The sequence below is a fragment of the Collinsella aerofaciens genome (assembly GCF_015558785.1).
GTDB classification, from domain to species: Bacteria; Actinomycetota; Coriobacteriia; order Coriobacteriales; family Coriobacteriaceae; genus Collinsella; species Collinsella aerofaciens_P.
In genome coordinates this window covers 108,914-129,547 of sequence record NZ_JADMOP010000003.1, presented here as the reverse complement: position 1 = coordinate 129,547, position 20,634 = coordinate 108,914, and the positions used below count along the sequence as shown (strand labels likewise).

Genomic DNA, 20,634 nt, shown 5'->3' with positions numbered 1-20,634 from the left:
CGCCCGTTGCACGGGTATACTGGGAATGTTTTGTGCTTCTGCGTGCCGGCGTGGTGCGTAGACAGTCCATGAATGTAAGGAGTAAACATGCCGTCAACCGTTTTGGTCGGTGCCCAGTGGGGCGATGAGGGCAAGGGTAAGATTTGCGATCTGGTCGCCGGCGACTTCGATGCCGTCGTGCGCTACTCGGGCGGCAACAACGCCGGTCACACCATCGTCGTCAACGGCAAGAAGTACGGCCTGCACCAGGTGCCCTCCGGCATCATGTATTCCGACCACGTGTCGGTGATCGGTAACGGCTGCGTCGTCAACCCCAAGGTTGTCCTTGAGGAGATCGACATGTTCGAGGCCGACGGCATCACCACCAAGAACCTCAAGATTAGCGGAAACGCGCATGTCATCATGCCGTACCACATTGATCTGGATGGCGCCTTTGAGCAGAAGCTCGGCAAGAAGAACATCGGTACCACCAAGCGCGGTATCGGTCCGTGCTATCAGGACAAGATGGCCCGCATTGGTCTGCGCATGCAGGACATGCTGGACGAGACGCTGTTCCGCGACAAGCTGGAGACCGCTCTCGCCCGCGTGAACCCCGAGCTCGAGCTCATCTACAATCTGCCCACCTACACCGTGGACCAGATTTGCGACGAGTACCTGCCGATGGCCGAGCGCCTGCGTCCCTACATCACCGAGACGAGTCTGCTGCTCAACAACATGATTGACGAGGGCAAGGACCTGCTGTTTGAGGGCGCCCAGGCGACGCTGCTCGACATCGACCACGGTACCTATCCGTACGTGACGTCTTCCAACTGCACCGCCGGCGGCGCCATCACCGGCTCCGGCGTCGGTATGAAGAACGTCGACCGCGTACTGGGCGTCATGAAGGCCTATATCACCCGCGTCGGTTCGGGCCCCATGCCCACCGAGCTTTCCTATGAGTCCGAGGCCGGTCACACGCTGACCGAGGAGGGCTACGAGTACGGCGTGACCACCGGTCGCCGTCGTCGCTGCGGCTGGTTCGACGGCCCCATCGCCAACTACGCCTCGCGCGTCAACGGCCTCACCGATATCGCCATGACCAAGCTCGACGTGCTTTCGGCTTTCGACACCATCAAGGTGTGCGTGGCCTACGACGTCGATGGTGAGCGCTATACCAGCGTGCCCGAGCATCAGGTTCGCTTTGAGCACGCCAAGCCCATCTACGAGGAGCTTCCTGGCTGGAAGTGCGATATCACCGGCTGCCGCAGCTTTGAGGAGCTGCCGCAGGAGGCTCAGGACTACGTGGCGTTTATCGAGGATCTGGCACACACCCGCGTGACGTTCATTGGCGTTGGCGCTGGTCGCGAGCAGATCATCAACCGATTCTGGAAGTAATCGGGACTATTTGGTTATTGCGATATACCCCTTTGCAGCCCGGACGGGCGGCCGAGGGGTATATTTGCTTGCAAAGGGCTCGCGCGGAGCGGGCCGTTCATCCATAGAGGAGGCACCCTTGAAGGCGGACACTCAAACCATCGACATCCTGTTGTTGGGCAGCGGCGGCCGTGAGCATGCTTTGGCAGCTAAGCTCGCAGCATCACCGCGCGCCGGCAAGCTCTACATCGCGCCGGGTAACGGCGGCACCGCGAGCTGCGGCGAGAACGTTGTTCTCGACGACTGCGATCCTGCGGCCGTGGCGGCGTTTGCGCAGAGCCACGGATGCGGACTCGTGGTAATTGGCCCCGAGGCTCCGCTCGTGGCGGGCGTGGCCGACGCCGTGCGCGCGGCGGGTATTCCCTGCTTTGGCCCGGGTGCCGAGGGCGCCCAGATGGAGGGCTCCAAGCTGTTCTCCAAGCAGCTCATGGAGCGTGCGGGCATTCCGACGGCAGCCTATGGTTCGTTTACCGACGAGGCTTCGGCTCTCGCCTACGTGCGCGAGCAGGGCGCCCCGCTGGTCGTGAAGGCCGACGGCCTTGCCGCGGGCAAGGGCGTTATCGTGGCGACCGAACTTGATCAGGCCGAGGAGGCCGTGCGCGAGTGCTTTGGCGGCACCTTTGGCGATGCCGGCAATACCGTGGTCATCGAGGAGATGCTCGTTGGTCCCGAGTGCTCGCTGCTGGCCTTTACCGACGGCAAGACCGTGCGCCCCATGGCCACCTCGCAGGACCACAAGCGTGCGCTCGAGGGCGACAAGGGCCCCAACACCGGTGGCATGGGCGTCTACAGCCCGGTGCCCATCGTGACCGATGAGGAGCACGCCACCATGGTGAAGGTCATGGAGCAGACCGTGGCCGAGCTCGCTGCCGAGGGTATCGACTACCGCGGCTGCCTGTACGGCGGCTTTATGCTCACGCCTGCCGGCCCCAAGGTGCTGGAGTTCAATGCCCGCTTTGGCGACCCCGAGACGCAGGTCGTTCTGCCGCGCCTTAAGAACGACCTGGTCGAGGTCATGTTGGCTTGTGCCAACTGCGAGCTCGACCAGATTGAACTCGACTGGCGTGACGAGTGGGCCGTGGCCGTTGTCCTGACGAGTGCGGGTTATCCCGGCAGCTACGAGAAAGGCAAGGTCATTACCGGTATCGCCGATGCCGAGGCCATGGAGAACGTGACCGTGTACCACGCGGGCACTGCCGTGGTGGACGGCCAGCTCGTGACCAATGGTGGCCGCGTGCTTGCCGTGACCGCTCTGGGCGACACGTTCGAGAACGCTCGCAACCTTGCCTACGAGGCCTGCGAGAAGATTGATTTTGAGGGCAAGACCCTGCGTCACGATATCGGCCTGCGCGCGCTGCGCGGCCGCGACGCCTGGGATGCCTAAAATCCGAGAGGAATGAGACGGATGGACGAGAAGAACGAAGAGCTCGTGGACGCGCAGATCGTCGAAGAGGACAGCCGCATGTATGGGCACGCCGAGGGCGAGCCTGGTGGCGAGGTCGCTGACGAGCCGGCGCTGGTGCTGGGCGACGACGACCCGCACGATGCCGAGCTGCACGAGAAGATTCTTTCGGAGGAGTGCGCCTGGAAGGGCAAGATCCTCGACGTCCACCGTCTTGAGGTTGAGCTGCCCAACGGTCACCGCAGCGCCCGCGATATCGTTCGCCATCCGGGTGCGGCGGCCGTTGTGGCACTGACCGAGAGCGGCAAGATCGTACTGGTGCGTCAGTACCGCACCGCCATCGACCGCGTGACGGTCGAGATTCCCGCCGGCAAGCTCGATCCAGGCGAGGACCCGCTCGATTGCGCCAAGCGCGAACTGCACGAGGAGACGGGCTTTAGGGCTGGTCGTATTCGCTTTTTGACGTCGATTGTCACGTCCTGCGGTTTTTGCGATGAGATCATCCACATCTACTTGGCCACCAAGCTCGAGTTTGATGCGCCCAACCCCGATGATGACGAGTTTGTCAACGTGGACCTGGTGCCGCTGCACGAGCTGATCGACGCCGTGCTCGACGGCAAGATCGAAGACGCCAAGACCGTCGTAGGCGCCTTGGCCTGTGACAGCATCGCGCACCGCCTTGGGGGCACGGAGCTTTAACGAGTGGGGATAGCCCTGGGACAAGTACTACTGATTGCTTTGTCCCAGGGCCTTACGTTGCTGATATTTCTTTGAGGATCACATGCTGAAGAGGTTTTTGTCCTATTACAAGCCCCAGATGGGGCTTTTTGTTGCTGATACTGTTTGTGCTCTGGTGCTTGCCGCCATTGACCTGGCGTTCCCCATTATCCTGCGCAATTTGACCGGTGGGCTATTTGCTCAGGGTCAGGCTGCCATTATGCAGGCGCTCGGCATGATCGCGGTGGGCTTGGTGCTGATGTATGCCGTCCGCTGCGCCTGCCGCTACTTTGTGAGCTATTGGGGTCACGTGATGGGTGCGCGCATGGAGTCCAAAATGCGCGAGGACCTGTTCGACCAGTATGAGCGCTTTAGCTTTGCGTACTTCGACCGCAACAGCTCGGGCGACATGATGAGCCGCGTGGTCAACGACCTGTTCGATATCTGCGAGGCGGCGCACCACGTGCCCGAGTGGATCATCATCTGCGGCATCGAGATTATCGGCTCGTTTGTGATCCTCTTTACCATCGCCCCGGTGCTGGCGCTCGCCATGGCCGTGGTGACGGCGGCGTTTGCGGTCATCATGTTTTGGCAAAACATGCGTATGCGCGAGGTCTTTAGCGACAACCGCAAAAAGATCAGCGGCATCAATGCGCAGCTGCAGGATTCGCTGGCGGGCATGCGCGTGGTCAAGAGCTTTGCCAACGAGGAGACCGAACGCTTCAAGTTCCGCGCCTCCAACAATCGCTATCTTTCGTCCAAGGAGAACATGTATCACGCCATGGGCGTCTATACCGCGACGTATGGCCTGCTCTCGGGCGTGCTCTATGTGATCGTGGTGCTGCTGGGCGGCTGGCTGGTCGCCCAGGGACAGCTGCAGGCGGTCGATATGGCGACCTTTGCACTCTATATTTCGCTGTTCTGCACGCCGCTTGAGACGCTCGTCAATTCGGCCGAAACGTATCAGAAGGCTATCGCCGGCTTTAAGCGTATGGACGAGGTGCTCTCGACGGCGCCGGATATCCAGGACAAGCCGGGCGCCACTGATCTGCAGGTGACTGCCGGCGCCGTGGAGTATCACGACGTGTGCTTTAACTACGAGGACGTTGAGCTGGGCGAGGGCTATGCCGACGAGCGACCCGTTATCGACCATATGGACCTGTCCATCAAGCCCGGGCAGACCATCGCTTTGGTTGGCCCTTCGGGCGGCGGCAAGTCCACGACCTGTTCGCTGCTGCCGCGCTTTTATGACGTGGCTACCGGATCCATTAGCATCGACGGTCAGGACGTGCGCGATGTGACGCAGCAGAGCCTGCGCCGCGCCATCGGCCTGGTGCAGCAGGATGTCTACCTGTTTGACGGTACGATTGGCGAGAACATCGCCTACGGCAAGCCGGGTGCTACGGCAGAAGAGATCGCCGAGGCGGCCCGCCGCGCCAATATCGATACCTTTATCGAATCGCTTCCGCAGGGCTACGACACCGTGGTGGGCGAGCGCGGCAGCCGTCTTTCGGGCGGACAGAAGCAGCGCGTTGCCATCGCGCGCGTGTTTCTCAAGAACCCCAAGATCCTGATTTTGGACGAGGCGACGAGTGCTTTGGATAACGAGAGCGAGGAGGCGGTGCAGGAGTCACTCGAAGAGCTGGCACGCGGCCGCACCACGATTATTATCGCCCACCGTCTTTCGACCATTAAGCATGCCGATGAGATTGCGACCGTTGAGCATGGTCGCGTTGTGGAGCGTGGCACGCACGAGGAGCTTCTCGCCCGTGGCGGCACCTATGCCCGTTACTATCGAATGCAGTTCGAAGGTGCGCGTGCGCACGAGCTCGACTGATTGATATGACAGGAAGTTTATGGCTGACAAGAACCCTTTGACTCCGGAAGAAGTGACGGAGTTATTCTCCGAAATCGATGCATCCGGCGTCTTGGATCCCACGCTCGCCAAAAAGCGTACCGAGCGCATGCGTGAGAAGGAGGCTGCGGCCAAGCGCGGTGACAAAGCGGCGCTAGCGCAGCTGCGCAGCGAGGACCGCGCGAGCCAGGCAAAACATATCGACCCGCTGTCCGAGGACGATCCTTCGGGCTCGCAGGTGAGCCATACCATTACGAAGACCGCGATGGCCGTGGTCATCGGTATTGTGGTGCTGATCGTGGGCATGCAGATTGGCTACGGCGTGATGCGTCGTCTGAACACCGCCAACCTGTCCGAGAGCGTTTCGGTCGATACCGTTTCGACCGCGCTCAAGGGTGGACTTGAATGGGGCAACGGCTTTACGCAGTTCCCGCTCGACTTTACCGTCGATGAAGCCGATGAGCGTACGGGCACGGTCGAGGTGACGGTGTTGGACACATCGTCTGCCAACGAGCTCGAGCTGCTGTCCAACGGGCAGATTCAGGCCGCGGCGCTTGCGACCAACGCGTTGCTCAACGATAAGATCGACCGCGTGGTGTATAACGTTCACGCCTATATCGACGAGGATAGCAACATTCAGCACGATTCCTTCTTTGGCATGTTCCCCGCGCGCGGCCACCAGAGCGCCATTTTGACGTTCGTGTGGACCAAGAGCTCATCCAACGCCACGAGTATCGACTGGAAGATGCGCATCGTGAGTATGGATGACACCATCGCCGAGCGCATTCAGAAGCAGGTGAACTCGGTGTCGTCGTTGATTGAGGACCCGGTGGTGAGCCAGACCAAGATTGACGAGGAAAAGGCCGAGCGCGATCTGGAGCATCGTCTGCATGGCCGCGAGATTTTCCGCGGCGGCAAGCCCGATCGCACACCGTCCAAACTGCTGGAGCAGGATAAGAAAAAGTAAGACGTCATCATCCCGCGTGAGCCACAAGCCTCGCGGGATGATTTTTAATCCCCGTCCTAGAAAAATCATTATGCATAGAAAGTCATAATTATCATTTCGTAAACATTTCGATGAAATTAACGCCATGAGGCATGCTTACGGTTACAATACCGCGAGGCCTAACTACACACCTTTAAGCCGGTCCTGTGAGACCGGGAAGGAGAACTATGGCGAACAACCATACCGCGGGCGCTGCCGCCCGCACCTTCGCGCCCAGCGAGCTTTGCCAGCGTATGCTGGCCAAAACCAGCAAGGGCACCTGTGGTCCCTGCATCCTGTATCTTGAGGATGGGACCATTTTTTATGGACGTGCATGCGGCGCCGAGGGCACCGCGACCGGCGAAGTCTGCTTCAACACCTCGCTCGAGGGCTACTTTGAGGTCATGACCGACCCGAGTTATGCCGGCCAAATCGTAACCATGACCTATCCGCAGATCGGCAACTACGGTATCGACGAGACCGACGTCCAGTCGGCCTTCCCCGGCGACGCCGTGCGCTCTGCGAGCGCTCCGGCCATGCGCGGCATGATCGTTCGCGACATGTGCGCCACGCCTTCTAACTGGCGCTCGGCCGTCAGCGTGCCGGAGTACCTGCGCGCACACGGCATCGTTGCTATCGAGGGTGTCGACACCCGCGCTCTGGTGCGCCATCTGCGCGACAATGGTTCCAAGATGGGCATTATCTCGACCGAGATCTTCGACGTCGACGAGCTTGCCGAGCGTCTGGCCGCAGCGCCTACGCTGGTAGGCGAGAACCTGGTCAAGACCGTAAGTTGCCCCGCGCCTCATGAGTTTGTGGCCGCCGACCTGCCTGCCACGCATGGCTTTGCGCTTTCGGCTGCCGCTCCTGCCCGTCACAAAGTGGTCGCCTACGACTGCGGTGTGAAGCGCGGCATTCTGGAAGGGCTGGTCCGCGCCGGCTGCGACCTTACCGTCGTGCCGTGGAATACGCCCGCGAGCGAGGTGCTCGACATGAATCCCGACGGCGTCTTTTTGTCCAATGGCCCCGGCGACCCCGACGCCGTGGTGGAGACCTACGAGCAGGTGCAGCAGCTGATCGGCAAGGTGCCGGTCTTTGGTATTTGCCTTGGTCACCAGATGATCAGCCTGGCCTGCGGCGCCCAGATGGAAAAGCTTAAGTTCGGTCACCGCGGTGGCAACCAGCCGGTCATGAACCTGGTAAGCCGTCGCGTGGAGATCACCGCACAAAACCATGGCTTTGGCCTGCTGTTCCCCAGCTTGGGCAAGCTTGTCCCCGAGCTTTCCGGCGGCGAGACCGAGCATGCGGCCGATGGAGATCTGCGCGTCTGGGTGCGCCGCGGAATCGCGCCGGTCGTGATGAACGAGCGCTTTGGCCGCATTCGCCTGACGCACGTGAACCTCAACGACGGCACCGCCGAGGGCATCCAGCTGCTCGACGCCCCGTGCTTCTCGGTCCAGTACCACCCCGAGGCCTCGCCTGGCCCCACCGATGCTCACTATCTCTTTACCGCCTTTACGCGACTCATGGACGGCGAGGAGAACTACCTGGACATCGACACCGCGAAGGACCGCCTGGCTGGCTGGAATTTCGCCGAGACTGAGACCGAGGAGAACTAACATGCCTAAACGTACTGACATCAAGCGCATCCTCGTCATTGGCTCGGGCCCCATCGTTATCGGCCAGGCCTGCGAGTTTGACTACTCCGGCGCCCAGGCCTGCAAGGTGCTCAAGGAGGATGGCTTTGAGGTCATCCTGGTCAACTCCAACCCGGCGACCATCATGACCGACCCGGGTCTTGCCGACCGCACCTATGTCGAGCCCATCACCGCCGAATTTATCGAGCGCGTAATCAAGAAAGAGCGCCCGGACGCGCTGCTGCCCACGCTGGGCGGCCAGACCGGTCTGAACGCCGCCGTCGAGCTGGCAAAGGACGGTACGCTCGACAAGTACGGCGTCGAAATGATCGGCTGCGACCTGGCCGCCATCGAGCGCGGCGAGGACCGCAAGCTCTTTAACGAGGCCATGGCCGAGATTGGCCTGGAGGTCGCGCGCTCGGGCTATGCCTACAGCGTGGCCGACGCCGAGGCCATCGCCGAGCGCGTGGGTTATCCCTGCGTACTGCGCCCGAGCTTTACCCTCGGTGGCGCCGGCGGCGGCATCGCGCATACCCACGAGGAGCTCGTCTCCATCGTGAGCCAGGGCCTGGAGCTCTCGCCCGCCCACGAGGTGCTGGTCGAGGAGTCCATCGAGGGCTGGAAAGAGTATGAGATGGAGGTCATGCGTGATCACGCCGGCAACGGCATCATCGTGTGCTCCATCGAGAACCTCGACCCCATGGGCGTGCATACCGGCGACTCCATCACCGTGGCGCCGGCGCAGACCCTCTCCGACCTTGAGTATCAGCGCATGCGCGTGGCCTCGCTCGCCATTCTGGAGAAGATCGGCGTCGAGACCGGCGGCTCCAACGTGCAGTTTGCCGTGAACCCCAACACCGGCCGCCTGATCGTCATCGAGATGAACCCGCGCGTGAGCCGTTCGTCCGCGCTGGCCTCCAAGGCCACGGGTTTCCCCATCGCCAAGGCCGCCGCGCGCCTTGCCGTGGGCTACACGCTCGACGAGATCGTCAACGACATCACCAAGGCTACACCCGCCTGCTTTGAGCCCACGATCGACTACTGTGTGGTCAAGGTGCCGCGCTTTGCCTTCGAGAAGTTCAAGGGTACCGACCCCACGCTCACCACGCGCATGAAGGCCGTGGGCGAGATCATGGCGATCGGCCGCACCTTTGAGGAGGCCTTTGGCAAGGCTATGCGCTCGCTGGAGGATGGCCACCAGGGCATTTGCGCCGGTGGCAAAGAGGGTGCCGATAAGCTGAGCGACGACGAGCTTGCTCAGGCCGTGGCAACCCCGACCGAGCATCGCATCTTCTTTGTGGTCGAGGCCCTGCGTCGTGGCTGGGACATCGCTCGCATCCATGCCATCTGCGGTATCGATCCGTGGTACCTCAACCGTATCAACGATATGGTGCAGGTCCAGGAGAGCATCCGCGACCTGCGTGTGGAGGATATCGACGCCGACGCGATGCGCCTGCTCAAGCAGTACGGCACGAGCGATGCCGAGATCGCTGCGCTGACCGGCTCGGACGAGCGCTTTGTGCGCGCCTATCGCAAGGGTCTGGGCGTGGTTCCCAGCATGAAGACGGTCGATACCTGCGCTGCGGAGTTCTCGAGCGCCACGGAGTACCACTACAAGACGTACGAGAACATCTACCGCACGAGCCCGGATGCCAAGAAGTGCGTGGCTCCCGACGAGACCACGCCGGCGGACAAGCCCAAGGCGATGATCCTGGGCGCCGGCCCCAACCGCATTGGCCAGGGTATCGAGTTCGATTACTGCTGCGTGCACGCGAGCTATGCGCTGGCGGCCCGCGGCTTCGAGACCATCATGGTCAACTGCAATCCCGAGACCGTTTCGACCGACTACGACACGTCCGACCGTCTGTACTTTGAGCCGCTCACCTACGAGGACGTCATGGATGTCATCGATGTTGAGCGACCCGACGGCGTCGTGGTGACGCTCGGCGGCCAGACTCCGCTTAAGCTGGCGCGCATGCTCGAGGAGAGCGGCGTGAACATCATGGGCACCAAGCCCGATGCCATCGACTTTGCCGAGGACCGCGAGCGCTTTGCCGCCCTGCTCGACAAGCTGGGCATTATGTATCCGCCGGCGGGCCAGGCAACCTCGTTTGAGGAGGCCGAGGCCGTGGCCGCGCATATTGGCTACCCGCTGCTGGTGCGTCCGAGCTACGTGCTGGGCGGCCGCGGCATGATGATCGCCTACGATGCCGAGCATCTGCGCGATTACATGGCCGAGGCTGCGCGCATTAGCCCCGACTACCCGGTGTATCTGGACCGCTTCTTGGAGGGCGCGATCGAGTCCGATGTCGACGCCCTGTGCGATGGCGAAGAGGTCTACATCGGCGGCATTCTGGAGCATATCGAGGAGGCCGGTATTCACTCCGGCGACTCTGCGACCTGCATTCCGCCGTTCAGCTTTAGCGAGAGCCTGCAGGCAAAGCTTCGCGAGACTACGCGCCGCATCGCGATGGCGCTGGGCGTACGCGGCCTGGTCAACGTGCAGTACGCCATTAAGGGCGAGACCGTCTATGTGATCGAGGCCAACCCGCGTGCCAGCCGTACCGTGCCGTTTATCTCCAAGGCCACCGGCGTGCCGCTGGCCAAGTGCGCGGCGCGTATCATGGCAGGCGATTCCATCGCGAGCCTGGGCCTGCCGAGCGACGAGCGTCAGCTGGACTGGTTCTGCATGAAGGAAGCCGTTATGCCCTGGGGCCGTTTCCCGGGCGCCGACGTTATCCTGGGGCCCGAGATGAAGTCTACGGGCGAGGTCATGGGTATCGCCAAGAGCTATCCCGAGGCATATGCCAAGACGCAGCTGGCGATTGACTACAAGCTGCCCGACCCGAGCGCCGGCAAGGTGTTCATTAGCGTGTGCGACCGCGACAAGCGTCATATCCTTTCGGTCGCGCGTATCCTGCGTTACCTGGGCTTTGACATCTGCTCCACCGAGGGCACGGCGCGCGTGCTGCGCGGCGGCAACGTGACCTGCGAGGTTGTGGAGAAGATCAGCGGCCCGCACGACGGCGAGCGTCCCAACATCGGCGACCTCATCGCCGATGGCAAGATTGCGGTGATCATTAATACGCCATACGGCCCGGGCTCGCGTGGCGACGGTTATCTGCTGCGCACCGAGGCCGTGCGCCGCGGCGTGACCTGCGTGACCGCGATGTCTGCCGCCAACACGTACGTGAGTGCCATCGAGGCCGTGCGCGAGGACCAGCAGGGTCACGGCAGCGCCAACGACATGGGCATGGACGTCATCGCCCTGCAGGACCTGCCGCAGCACACGGTGTAGTTGACCTGGCCGGCCGGGGCGGCAGCCGGACACTTTCTCTCGGAAACTGGGCTTCGCGAAGTTTTCCGAGAGAAAGGACCGCCTCCCGCCCCGGCCTGCGGTGATTCAATAGCACCGTGTGCTGCCGAAGGGGCTTTGCGCGATGACTAGGGCTGAATAGAAAATGAGTGCGGGCGCCGTCGTTCATTCGAACGACGGCGCCCACGTTATATAGGAGGGACTTTCAGCCTCGTCAACCTCCCATTCCAAACCAAATCAGCCAACGTACGTCATGGCAATATCCGGTAGGTCGCAGGGTGTCCCGCGTCGGGCTGGGTTATTTAGCTGAGCGACTTTGCGAAGCAAGGGGAGCGAAGATAAAAACCCAGCCCGCCCCCGACGCACTGTGTCTAGACGGATTGCACCTTCCCCTGTTTCTAGAGATAAATACCATTTAGCGGTGATATTCAACCGTTCAAGATATTGTGTAATGGCATATTACGTCATATGACGTAATATGCCATAAGCAGTCAAGGATGATTGTCTGCGTTCAAGTCGAGAAAGGGGCAAAATGATTAAACTGTGCCGCGTCGATAGCCGGTTAGTGCATGGGCAGACCGTGTTCTCTTGGTATCCAGCGCTTAAAGCAAACGCTATTCTTGTGGTTTCAGATGAGTACGCCGCAAGCAAAGAGCGAATTCAAGCGCTGCGAATTGCAAAACCCGCTGATGCCAAATTGGTTGTCAAAAGTGTAGAAGATTCCATCGTGGCCCTTAACGGAAGCGCGGTGGATAAATACGAGCTAATTGTTGTTACGGGAAATGTACATGACGCCTGTGAAGTTGCGCGTGCGTGTCCAAAAATAACGTCTGTGAATTTAGGCGGCGCTCGACCGTTGGGGGATAGCGTAAAGGAGCTTGGCCCTGCTGTGCGCCTTTCCCAATCCGATATTAATGAAATTAAGAAAGCCATGGCTGATGGAATCGAGTTCGAGGTAAGGCAGGTTGCTAGTGAGAAAAAACGCATCGTAACAAGTTTTGATTTGTAGGAAGAGAAAGAAATATGCTGCTTCAGGCTTTTCTGGTTGGTCTTGCTGCTGCTATAGGTCAATCGGATTATTTGCTCGGTACCGCGATGGTCGAGCGTCCGATTGTCCTCGGAGCGATTGTCGGTATTTTTTTGGGTGATATTCCGACTGGCGTTATTGTTGGTTTCCAGCTCGAACTCGCGTTTATGGGGGTCTGGCAGGTTGGTGCTGCCGTGCCGCCCAACGTAATTGTTGGTTCAGTTTTGGGAACAGCCTTTGCGATTACTATGGGTGCGGGTCCCGAGACCGCTCTGACTATTGCTATGCCCACTGCGGTGCTTGCCGGCATGTTTGACAGCCTTATGTATAGCGTTGTTACGCCTCCTATGGCTGTCTGGGCTGATCGTGGTGCCGAAAAGGACGACCCCAAAACGATTACAGCCGCTATGTGGACCAATGGAATTCTCTACATCATTGCGCTTGGCTTGATTTGCGGCGTGGCTTTTTACGTTGGAAATGATGCTGTTCAGGCGCTGATTGACGCCATCCCTGATTGGCTTACGAATGGGCTTACGATCGCAACGGGTATTCTGCCCGCGCTTGGATTTGCGCAGCTTATGTCAATCCTGTCCACCAAGGAGCTGAGCTTCCTATTCTTTGGAGGCTTCTTGCTGAGTGCCTATCTAAATATTCCGACGATCGGTATCGTGGCGTTTTCGCTGATCCTGATTGGGATCCTCAATATGGCTCACATTTTTATGCCTGCCAGTGCGGCGGTCGCTAAGGAGGTTGACGATGACAACGAATTCTAATGATGTTCTTGAGCTCTCGCCGGAGTCAAATAAATCGACCGATAAGAGAATAACCAAGAAAGACTTAAAGGCGTTATTTTGGCGTAGCTTTCCACTCAACATCATGTGGAGCTTTGACCGACAAATGAACGTTGGTTTCTGCTACGACATGATTCCGGTAATCAAGCGGTTATACGATAAGCCCGAAGATCGGATCGAGGCATATAAGCGTCATCTTGAGTTCTACAATATTCAAGTTACGTTTAATCCTCTGGTCGCCGGCATTGTGGCCTCCATGGAGGAGGAGAACGCCAACAATCAGGACTTTGACGCCGCCTCAATTAACGCCATGAAAGCATCGCTTATGGCTCCGCTTTCCGGTATTGGAGATTCGCTGATCGCCAGTACGCTTCGCATGATTGCGACGGGCGTTGTGACGGGACTTTGCCTTTCGGGCAGTCTGCTCGGCCCAATCCTGTTCCTGCTTCTTTATAATGTCCCAACGATCCTGATCCGCTGGTTTGGGCTTCAGTATGGTTATTCGCTTGGCAGTGGCATGATTTCAAAGCTGAACGATTCTGATGTAATGCGCAAAGTTACGTCCGGCCTGGCGATTGTGGGACTAATGGTAGTTGGTGGAATGGTAGCGACCACCGTTGCAGTTACCACTCCGCTCGCTCTTAACTTCGGCGACACCGCGTTTAAGTTGCAGGAAACGCTCGACGGGATATTCCCGGCTCTTTTGCCGCTCTGCGCGTTCGGAATCATGTGTCTTTGCAATAAGAAACAGGTCAAAATAATTTGGCAGATTGTGGGCATTCTCGCTGCTGGTATTGTGCTCGGCGTCCTGGGGATTTTGGGCTAGAGAAGGCGTCCATCTTTTGAGATGCTGAACTCGAAGGACGATGCGTCTGCTCGCCAAACGGTTTTTGAATAGTGGAGCGGCATCTCATCGCAGGCATATGTGACGTGCTCGACAACGCTCACGGGGGCTCCAACGATATAACCGAGAAGGCTTGCTTCTTGGAGCCCCGCTATTCCTGCGGTGATTTTGAGCTTCTCAATACCGGTTGCGATGCTGTAATGGTTGGCGATCAGGTCGAAAAGACTGGCATTGTCTGTGAGAAGCTCCAGCAGTCCGGGTAGAGTGCTCTGCGTTGCATAAACGGTGTCGATGGCGCAGGGGGCATTTTCGATATAAACCAAGCGCGCAACTCGTTGCACTACGGTTCCGTTGTCAATTTTGAGCTCCCGTGCAATGTGGGCATCAGCCTTGATTAAGCCTGTTTCCAAGATGGACTTGGTTGTTTTATCGCCGTATTGGGGGTCGGCGCTCAAATTGAAAATGGTGCTTGTTCCTCGTTTCAGGGTGAGCTTCGATGGGTTTACGAATGTTCCCTTGCCTCGCAGGCGGTAGAGCAAGCTTTGGTCAATGAGATTCTGTACGGCGCGTCTTACGGTGATCCTGCTTACTTTGTATTGCTTGCAAAGCTCGGTTTCGGTGGGAATCTGACTGCCGCCGGGGAGTTCGCCAGAAACTATTTTCTTGAGGATGTCGTTTTCAACGGTCTGATAGAGAAGTTCTGGCTGAGTGAACTCGTCTTTTGCTGCAGGCATGGTGGACCCCTTGGTTTTCAGTTTCTTTAGTACATAGATATACGACAACTGAGGACATCATAAGCCGTTATCTCAAAAGTTATGGAAATATCGATTTGGCGTTATTGCCGAGAGGGGATTTAAGATGGGTAGACAATACGACGAGGCGTTGATTGGTGCCATTTCCAGTCGCTCGTTTATAACCGAGAAGAGAGGGCTCGAGGTTCAAATTCGTCCGGTTCCTGATGATGAAAGAGAGCATGTGCTTGACCCACGAATTCTCGAGGTATCCCGCAAGAAGATGCGGAATGTTAGCATGTCTCCGAGCTGGACGAGCCTTATTGGAATGCGTCATCGCCCGGATAAGCCGACATACCGCCTACTCGATGGTGAGGTTCAGCGCGATGAGATCCTCATGGAGGCGGCCGATCGCTACATAGATTTATTCGTCTGGACGCCACCAAATCATAAGGAGGCAAGTCCGGCGCTTGTTTACCTGCACGGCGGCGCGTTTATGGCGGGGAATGTTCTGCAATTTGAACATCAGCTCGAGTTCATCGCCGAAAAGTCTGGTGCAGTGGTGGTTTATCCGGAATACCGCTTGGCGCCGGAGACGGCATTTCCGGGGCAGATCGAGGATTGCGTTCTTGCTCTTGATTATGTGCGCGAGCATGCCGCGGATCTCGGAATCGATCCTCATAAAATAATGGTCGCCGGCGACTCCGCGGGAGGAAGCCTTACTAATGCGTGTGTTCAGCTCAGGGGTGCTGGAGCTGTAGCCCATGCCTTCGAAATCTATCCTGAAGTCGACCTTGCGGGCGAACAGGGCGAGGGATATGAGGATTTTCCTGCGATAGCCGATCAGGAGGACGTTGCGCGTTTTCGCATCGACCATCTTCGCGATTCGGACGGTCCGATGGTCGAACTTTGCGCACACGGAAAAATGTCTCCTCATGACCCGTTGATTTCTGCGCTAATGCTTGAGGACTGCACTGATTTCTCCCCGGTGACTATCGTGACATCCGAATACGATCCGCTTCGTATCCCCGATGAAAAATGGGCTACAAAATTACGGTCTTCAGGAATCGATGTTGAGGTCATCGAATATGCCGGGTGTGACCATGGTTTTTTCGATCATTTTGGCGTGTACCCGCAATCGGAAGACGTGTGTTTGTTGATGGCCGAGAAGCTTAAAGAAATGGCTGCACAATAACGTCTCTCGGCGATAAGGGACTGAAGTCGCCTGTGTTTCTGCGTTTGTGGTTCTCGGTCTGATTATAAAAATGAGGCTTGCTCCTTGCCCGAGTGGGTGGGGAGCAGTTTGTTTTTTGTAGCGATGCGAGGCGAATGCCGCGTGCTTTAGATTGCCATTTTGCTTCGCTGTATACCACTTGACGTAATAAAAGAGGCAAGGGCGGTGCGAGGGCCAACAGTCATTCTAAGCTCGGATTCGTATCCTAAAAGGTTGTTTCTGTTGCGCGGCACAATATAGCAAAAAAGAATGATAAAATGAATTCGAAAAAGAATTCATTTTTAGGAGGTATGTATGCCTGCCTTGCAGATGCTCGACAACCTTGTTCCAATTAGCGATTTCAGCCACGGTAAGGGCTCGGCTGCCTTTTCGAAGGTTGGGGACGACAATCCTGTTGTGGTCCTCAAACACAACAAGCCAGCATTTGTGATTGTGACACCCGATGAATACAGGGAAGCGAAGCAAGCGGAGGAGGACCTCGCCTTGTTAACGTTGGCGCTTAAGAGAGTGGCTGCGACAGGTGACGATGCGCTTGTTTCCCTGTCTGATGTTATGGAAGAGCTGGGTGTGAGCCAGGACGAACTCGATCAGATGGATGAGGTCGAGTTTGAATGAGTGGGTACGAAGTCGCTTTCTACCCAGATGCTCTCAAGGATATTAAGCGTCTGGACGGCTCCCAACGAAAGATTGTCCTTAAGGCTATAGAAAAAATCAGAACGAACCCATTGCCGCAGAACGAGGGTGGATTTGGCAAGCCTCTTGGAAACAAGGCGGGTACGGATTTGACTGGCTTTATGAAAATCAAGCTCAGGGGAAGTGGCATTCGAATCGTGTACCGTCTCATCAGAATTAAAGAAAAAATGGCCATCGTAGTGGTAGGCGCTCGCGAAGACATGGAAGTCTACCGAACTGCTCAGAGACGAACACTCGATTTCGAGAAATGGGCGGAAGAGAATATCTAGCTTTAACGATGAACGACGAGTGAGCGTTGGTAGGGCCCTGACGAATTAGATTCGTCAGGGTTTTTTCTGGACCAATTGCCTTTCAGCCTCCGTTAACCTTTCTTTCCAATTCATCAGCCAACGTACGTCATGGCAATCCCCGGTAGGTCGCAGGGTGGCGGCTGAGCCTTTCCCTCGGGAAACTTCGCGAAGCCCAGTTCCCGAGGGAAAGGCTCAGCCGCCACCACAAAGACCGCAGGGACGGGAGCGGCTATACTACTCTCAGTAGTTAAGGGTCGCGGATCCGCCGCGTCACCGCTCTCAACAGGAGGTCTTTGTTTATGGCAGATCAAAAGCCGGTTGTCGGGATCATCATGGGTTCCAAGTCCGATCTGGGCGTTATGGAAGGCTGCACCGCCGAGCTCGAGGCGCTGGGCGTGCCCTATGAGCTCGTCATTGCGAGCGCACACCGCACGCCGGCGAAGGTCCACGAGTGGGCTTCGACTGCTGCCGATCGCGGTATCAAAGTGATTATCGCCGCCGCCGGCAAGGCCGCTCACCTGGGTGGTGTCGTGGCTGCCTTTACGCCGCTGCCGGTCATCGGCGTGCCTATGAAGACGAGTGACCTGGGCGGTATGGATTCGCTGCTGTCGATGGTGCAGATGCCTTCGGGCGTGCCCGTGGCCTGCGTTGCCATCAACGGCGCCAAGAACGCCGCCATCTACGCCACGCAGATTCTAGGCGCTTGCGACCCCGAGTACCGCAAGGTTATCGAGAAGATGAAGCAGGAGATGGCCGACGCCTAGGCGTTCTGCCGTTTCACCGCAGTATAAGGAGAGCCATGTCCGACTATCAGGGAAAACGATTCAAGGCTTCTCAGATTCCCGATCCGTCGAAGCCGGGTGCTGCCCATGCGGCGCAGCAGGGTCGGGCATCCTCTCCTCAGCAGCCGCGCGCGCCGCGCCCCGTGACACCGGCGACGCATCGTCGACAGGACGCGCCAGCCGCATATCGACCTTCATCTTATAGCAACGCTAAGAAGCCGCCCCGGTCTTCATCGCATGCCGCGCCGTCGGATTACACCGAGCCGCCGCGCAAAAAGCGCCGCTCCATTATTCCCATTCTGCTCATCATCATCGGCATCGGTCTGATTGTCGCCGCCGCCGCTATCTTTATTAATGCTCAGATTGGCTATAAGCAGGCGAGCGAGTCGTATCAGAAAATCGAGAAGCAATATGTAAGCGATAAGGACGCCAGCGGCGTGCCGATTATCGACTTCGATGCGCTTGCTCAGACAAACCCCGAGATTGTGGGTTGGATTTACGCGCCGGGAACCAACATCAACTATCCCGTGGTGCAGTCCAATAACAACTCCAAATACCTCAACACGCTGTTTGACGGTACGTCCAATGCATCGGGTGCGATTTTCTTGGACAGTGACGATACCGCGCCGGGAATGGTTGACCAGCAGACCACGATCTACGGCCACCACATGAACGACGGATCGATGTTCAATGTGATCTCGGATACGACCGATCAGGCGACGTTCGACAGCATAGAGTACGTGTATTACATCACGCGCGACGCCACCTATAAACTGCGACCACTGGCGACCAAAGTTGTCGAGGACACGTATGCCAAGGCGCGCACGCCCAATTTTGAGGGCGACGACGGGCTCAAGAACTACCTGTCCGAGATGCTCGACGGTGCCTCTGCCGTGGCGAGCGATGCCATCGATCGTGCCGCTTCGGCAACCAAGGTGGCAACGCTTGTGACCTGTCGTTCGTTATCGCTGAGCAACACGCGTGCCGTCATGGTGCTCACGCCGGTCGAGGAATAAGTTGTTCGAGAGTAGCTAAAAAAGCCCCGTTCCAAATTGGCTACTCGATGACGGTAAGGGAGAAATGATGCTTGAGAATGGCAAAACGATGCCTTCGGTTGATGCTTGGCTGCGCGAGGCCAAGGCCGATTCGTCGGCACCTGCGTGCGGTATGTATCTGACACATAACGGTGTGGTGCGCGCGACGCCCAAGTCCGAGGTCCGCGGGATCGAAACCGATGGCGTAGCTCCCGGGCGCAGGGTGGGCGGCATGGTGTTCGGCTTCGATGCTCAGAAAGTGCAGGCTGCTATCGAGGCCACGCGCGCGATGCCGGGTATCGGCTATGTGCGCGTGTGGCTGGCAAGCGGCGAGCTTGCCGTAGGTGACGACATCATGCTCGTGCTCATTGGCGGGGACATTCGCCCGCATGTGGTCGATGCGCTGCAGTCGCTCGTCGGCACCATCAAGAACGAGTGCGTGAGCGAGGTCGAGCGCGAGGTGTAAGGCCTCGTCGGCAATCCGAGTCTGTCTATAGCGAAAGCCCGCCGGCAGTTCATGTAGATCTGCCAGCGGGCTTTGATGTGTTGGAGCTATTTTGCTCTGGCGTTTGCTACACGCGTGTGGCGTCCTTGGGGCTCATGGTCATACTCTGAAAACGGTTCTCCATATATTCGTTATCGAAATGCTTGTCATAGAACTGTGCGACGGGAATATTTCGAACGGTTCCGTTGACGCGCTGATACCAATAGTCGAGCGATTGCAACGTCATGACGCCGTCGATCAGCATGACGGCGGTCAGGATGACGGTAGCAGAGTAGCGGCGTTTCCATGGAATCATATTGATGAGCTTAAGCAGGCGCGGCAGCAAGACCTTGATCCAGATGAGGCCACCCAGGCCCCACATGCAGGCAAACGGCGTGCATGTGCGTCCCCCGGTCAATACCGCGATGGGATCGGGCATGCCGAATAGCCTAATGTGTGAATAGCTCCACGACACCACGCCAAATGAGGTCTGCATAAACCAGCCTACAAACACCTCGAAAGCGCCGCCGATCAGGGCACTTACCAGGAAAATGATCAGAGGATTCTTTTTATAGAAGCGGTTGAGCGCCATGGTCATGAGCACCGCGCCAAATCCGTAGATGGGGCTAAAGGGGCCAAATAGCATACCGGCACGGTCCTGATAGACGCCGGGATCGACGACGACCATATGCCAGACTTCCTCGAGAATGAGACCTAACACGCTGCAGACGAAGAATACCCAGAACAGGTTGAAGTAGTTGAGCTTGATGTAGCCCTCGCCGGTTTCGTCGCGGCCGAGCATCCCCTCGGCGGCGGCATCGCGGTCGAGCACCTCTTGCAGACGGCGCTGCAGTTCGCGCTCCTGGCGTAGCGTGGGGTCGACGGCGGCCGACAGCACAATGAGGATGACAAGCTGGACGGCGGGGCGCAGCAGGAAGGGTCCGATGCCCTGGAGCATCACGTCAACTAAAAGCTCCACGACGGTAAATGCGATGAGGACGTAAGACAGGCGGGCGGCATTGCGCCGCTGGTCCTTGATGAGGTCCAGGCCAAAGACGATCAAGATGATCGCGCTTGCCGCCGAGAGCATAATGCCGGCGACGATAAGGCCAACCGCGACCAGGGTGTTATCACCGAGCTTAGCGGCGACGTTGCCGTTAATGAGTGCGGTGATGACCTGCCACATAAAGACGGCGACTGACGGGAGCGTGCCCACGCCAGATAGGGTGCACAGGACTGCGTAGACCTTGATGATAAGGGGGATCTTCTTGGCCTCCGTGGTGCTGGGGACACTGGGGTCGAGTTGATTTCGATCCATACGCTACCTTTCTCGTCTTGTAGTAGCCTACAAGGATACGCCGACGACCAGCTAAAAGACAGGACGAACGTCCCAATTGCA

Annotated in this window: 18 protein-coding genes; 16 read left to right on the top strand and 2 right to left on the bottom strand. The window is 58.2% G+C overall.

What is annotated here, in order from left to right:
• Positions 1 to 87 precede the first annotated feature (87 nt).
• The 10 genes from I2G40_RS02505 to I2G40_RS02460 all read left to right on the top strand — a co-directional run bounded on the left by I2G40_RS02505 (position 88) and on the right by I2G40_RS02460 (position 13,969).
• Positions 88 to 1,374 (top strand): adenylosuccinate synthase, encoded by a 1,287-nt coding sequence (locus tag I2G40_RS02505; RefSeq protein ID WP_161115595.1) that lies wholly within the window; start codon positions 88 to 90, stop codon positions 1,372 to 1,374.
• Positions 1,375 to 1,492: 118 nt separating this feature from the next.
• A complete protein-coding gene (purD, locus tag I2G40_RS02500; protein WP_161115594.1) occupies positions 1,493 to 2,797 on the top strand; it encodes a phosphoribosylamine--glycine ligase in 1,305 nt (434 codons plus the stop codon).
• A 21-nt stretch (positions 2,798 to 2,818) separates the two neighbouring features.
• A complete protein-coding gene (locus I2G40_RS02495; RefSeq protein WP_195363837.1) occupies positions 2,819 to 3,514 on the top strand; it encodes an NUDIX domain-containing protein in 696 nt (231 codons plus the stop codon).
• Between the two features lie 82 nt (positions 3,515 to 3,596).
• Complete coding sequence (locus I2G40_RS02490) at positions 3,597 to 5,369, top strand: ABC transporter ATP-binding protein (protein WP_195544083.1); 1,773 nt, start codon at positions 3,597 to 3,599, stop codon at positions 5,367 to 5,369.
• A 19-nt stretch (positions 5,370 to 5,388) separates the two neighbouring features.
• A complete protein-coding gene (locus I2G40_RS02485; RefSeq protein WP_195544082.1) occupies positions 5,389 to 6,354 on the top strand; it encodes a hypothetical protein in 966 nt (321 codons plus the stop codon).
• Positions 6,355 to 6,560: 206 nt separating this feature from the next.
• A complete protein-coding gene (gene carA, locus I2G40_RS02480) occupies positions 6,561 to 7,991 on the top strand; it encodes a glutamine-hydrolyzing carbamoyl-phosphate synthase small subunit (RefSeq protein ID WP_195544081.1) in 1,431 nt (476 codons plus the stop codon).
• A 1-nt stretch (position 7,992) separates the two neighbouring features.
• Positions 7,993 to 11,307, top strand: coding sequence for a carbamoyl-phosphate synthase large subunit (carB, locus tag I2G40_RS02475; protein WP_195544080.1), 3,315 nt, complete (start codon positions 7,993 to 7,995; stop codon positions 11,305 to 11,307).
• A gap of 550 nt (positions 11,308 to 11,857) precedes the next feature.
• A complete protein-coding gene (locus I2G40_RS02470) occupies positions 11,858 to 12,334 on the top strand; it encodes a PTS sugar transporter subunit IIB (RefSeq protein WP_195361676.1) in 477 nt (158 codons plus the stop codon).
• A 14-nt stretch (positions 12,335 to 12,348) separates the two neighbouring features.
• The gene (locus I2G40_RS02465; protein WP_195544079.1) at positions 12,349 to 13,125 is read left to right on the top strand and encodes a PTS mannose/fructose/sorbose/N-acetylgalactosamine transporter subunit IIC; all 777 of its coding nucleotides are present in this window, start codon (positions 12,349 to 12,351) and stop codon (positions 13,123 to 13,125) included.
• Positions 13,109 to 13,969 carry a PTS system mannose/fructose/sorbose family transporter subunit IID gene (locus I2G40_RS02460; RefSeq protein WP_195239961.1) on the top strand — a complete coding sequence of 287 codons (861 nt, stop codon included), beginning with the start codon at positions 13,109 to 13,111 and terminating at the stop codon, positions 13,967 to 13,969. Before I2G40_RS02465 ends, I2G40_RS02460 begins: the two co-directional genes overlap by 17 nt.
• Here I2G40_RS02460 and I2G40_RS02455 read toward each other — a convergent pair.
• A complete protein-coding gene (locus I2G40_RS02455) occupies positions 13,966 to 14,721 on the bottom strand; it encodes a GntR family transcriptional regulator (protein WP_195239959.1) in 756 nt (251 codons plus the stop codon). The genes I2G40_RS02460 and I2G40_RS02455 overlap by 4 nt on opposite strands.
• 124 nt (positions 14,722 to 14,845) lie before the next feature.
• On the opposite strand from I2G40_RS02455, the gene I2G40_RS02450 reads away from it, so the two are divergent.
• The 6 genes from I2G40_RS02450 (at position 14,846) to I2G40_RS02425 (ending at position 19,217) form a co-directional block, all read left to right on the top strand.
• The gene (locus I2G40_RS02450) at positions 14,846 to 15,913 is read left to right on the top strand and encodes an alpha/beta hydrolase (RefSeq protein ID WP_195239957.1); all 1,068 of its coding nucleotides are present in this window, start codon (positions 14,846 to 14,848) and stop codon (positions 15,911 to 15,913) included.
• A gap of 333 nt (positions 15,914 to 16,246) precedes the next feature.
• Entirely contained in the window at positions 16,247 to 16,567 is a 321-nt protein-coding gene (locus tag I2G40_RS02445) for a type II toxin-antitoxin system prevent-host-death family antitoxin (RefSeq protein WP_195239955.1), read from the top strand.
• Entirely contained in the window at positions 16,564 to 16,914 is a 351-nt protein-coding gene (locus I2G40_RS02440; RefSeq protein ID WP_195361675.1) for a type II toxin-antitoxin system RelE family toxin, read from the top strand. Before I2G40_RS02445 ends, I2G40_RS02440 begins: the two co-directional genes overlap by 4 nt.
• Positions 16,915 to 17,234: 320 nt before the next feature.
• Entirely contained in the window at positions 17,235 to 17,699 is a 465-nt protein-coding gene (purE, locus tag I2G40_RS02435; protein WP_006235810.1) for a 5-(carboxyamino)imidazole ribonucleotide mutase, read from the top strand.
• 35 nt (positions 17,700 to 17,734) lie between these two features.
• Positions 17,735 to 18,733 (top strand): class B sortase, encoded by a 999-nt coding sequence (locus I2G40_RS02430; protein ID WP_195544078.1) that lies wholly within the window; start codon positions 17,735 to 17,737, stop codon positions 18,731 to 18,733.
• A 67-nt stretch (positions 18,734 to 18,800) separates the two neighbouring features.
• A complete protein-coding gene (locus I2G40_RS02425; protein WP_229090617.1) occupies positions 18,801 to 19,217 on the top strand; it encodes a molybdenum cofactor biosynthesis protein MoaE in 417 nt (138 codons plus the stop codon).
• A 106-nt stretch (positions 19,218 to 19,323) separates the two neighbouring features.
• Here the strand turns inward: I2G40_RS02425 and I2G40_RS02420 are convergent, their stop codons facing one another.
• A complete protein-coding gene (locus I2G40_RS02420; protein WP_195544077.1) occupies positions 19,324 to 20,553 on the bottom strand; it encodes a putative ABC transporter permease in 1,230 nt (409 codons plus the stop codon).
• Positions 20,554 to 20,634: the final 81 nt, after the last annotated feature.

Bases quoted from the DNA above. Each gene is read 5' to 3' on its own strand.
- purE (WP_006235810.1), top strand. From the start codon at position 17,235: ATGGCAGATCAAAAGCCGGTTGTCGGGATCATCATGGGTTCCAAGTCC.
- I2G40_RS02505 (WP_161115595.1), top strand. From the start codon at position 88: ATGCCGTCAACCGTTTTGGTCGGTGCCCAGTGGGGCGATGAGGGCAAG.
- I2G40_RS02495 (WP_195363837.1), top strand. From the start codon at position 2,819: ATGGACGAGAAGAACGAAGAGCTCGTGGACGCGCAGATCGTCGAAGAG.
- I2G40_RS02490 (WP_195544083.1), top strand. From the start codon at position 3,597: ATGCTGAAGAGGTTTTTGTCCTATTACAAGCCCCAGATGGGGCTTTTT.
- I2G40_RS02485 (WP_195544082.1), top strand. From the start codon at position 5,389: ATGGCTGACAAGAACCCTTTGACTCCGGAAGAAGTGACGGAGTTATTC.
- I2G40_RS02450 (WP_195239957.1), top strand. From the start codon at position 14,846: ATGGGTAGACAATACGACGAGGCGTTGATTGGTGCCATTTCCAGTCGC.
- I2G40_RS02455 (WP_195239959.1), bottom strand. From the start codon at position 14,721: ATGCCTGCAGCAAAAGACGAGTTCACTCAGCCAGAACTTCTCTATCAG.
- carA (WP_195544081.1), top strand. From the start codon at position 6,561: ATGGCGAACAACCATACCGCGGGCGCTGCCGCCCGCACCTTCGCGCCC.
- I2G40_RS02470 (WP_195361676.1), top strand. From the start codon at position 11,858: ATGATTAAACTGTGCCGCGTCGATAGCCGGTTAGTGCATGGGCAGACC.
- I2G40_RS02420 (WP_195544077.1), bottom strand. From the start codon at position 20,553: ATGGATCGAAATCAACTCGACCCCAGTGTCCCCAGCACCACGGAGGCC.
- I2G40_RS02445 (WP_195239955.1), top strand. From the start codon at position 16,247: ATGCCTGCCTTGCAGATGCTCGACAACCTTGTTCCAATTAGCGATTTC.
- I2G40_RS02465 (WP_195544079.1), top strand. From the start codon at position 12,349: ATGCTGCTTCAGGCTTTTCTGGTTGGTCTTGCTGCTGCTATAGGTCAA.
- I2G40_RS02425 (WP_229090617.1), top strand. From the start codon at position 18,801: ATGCTTGAGAATGGCAAAACGATGCCTTCGGTTGATGCTTGGCTGCGC.
- I2G40_RS02430 (WP_195544078.1), top strand. From the start codon at position 17,735: ATGTCCGACTATCAGGGAAAACGATTCAAGGCTTCTCAGATTCCCGAT.
- carB (WP_195544080.1), top strand. From the start codon at position 7,993: ATGCCTAAACGTACTGACATCAAGCGCATCCTCGTCATTGGCTCGGGC.
- I2G40_RS02440 (WP_195361675.1), top strand. From the start codon at position 16,564: ATGAGTGGGTACGAAGTCGCTTTCTACCCAGATGCTCTCAAGGATATT.
- I2G40_RS02460 (WP_195239961.1), top strand. From the start codon at position 13,109: ATGACAACGAATTCTAATGATGTTCTTGAGCTCTCGCCGGAGTCAAAT.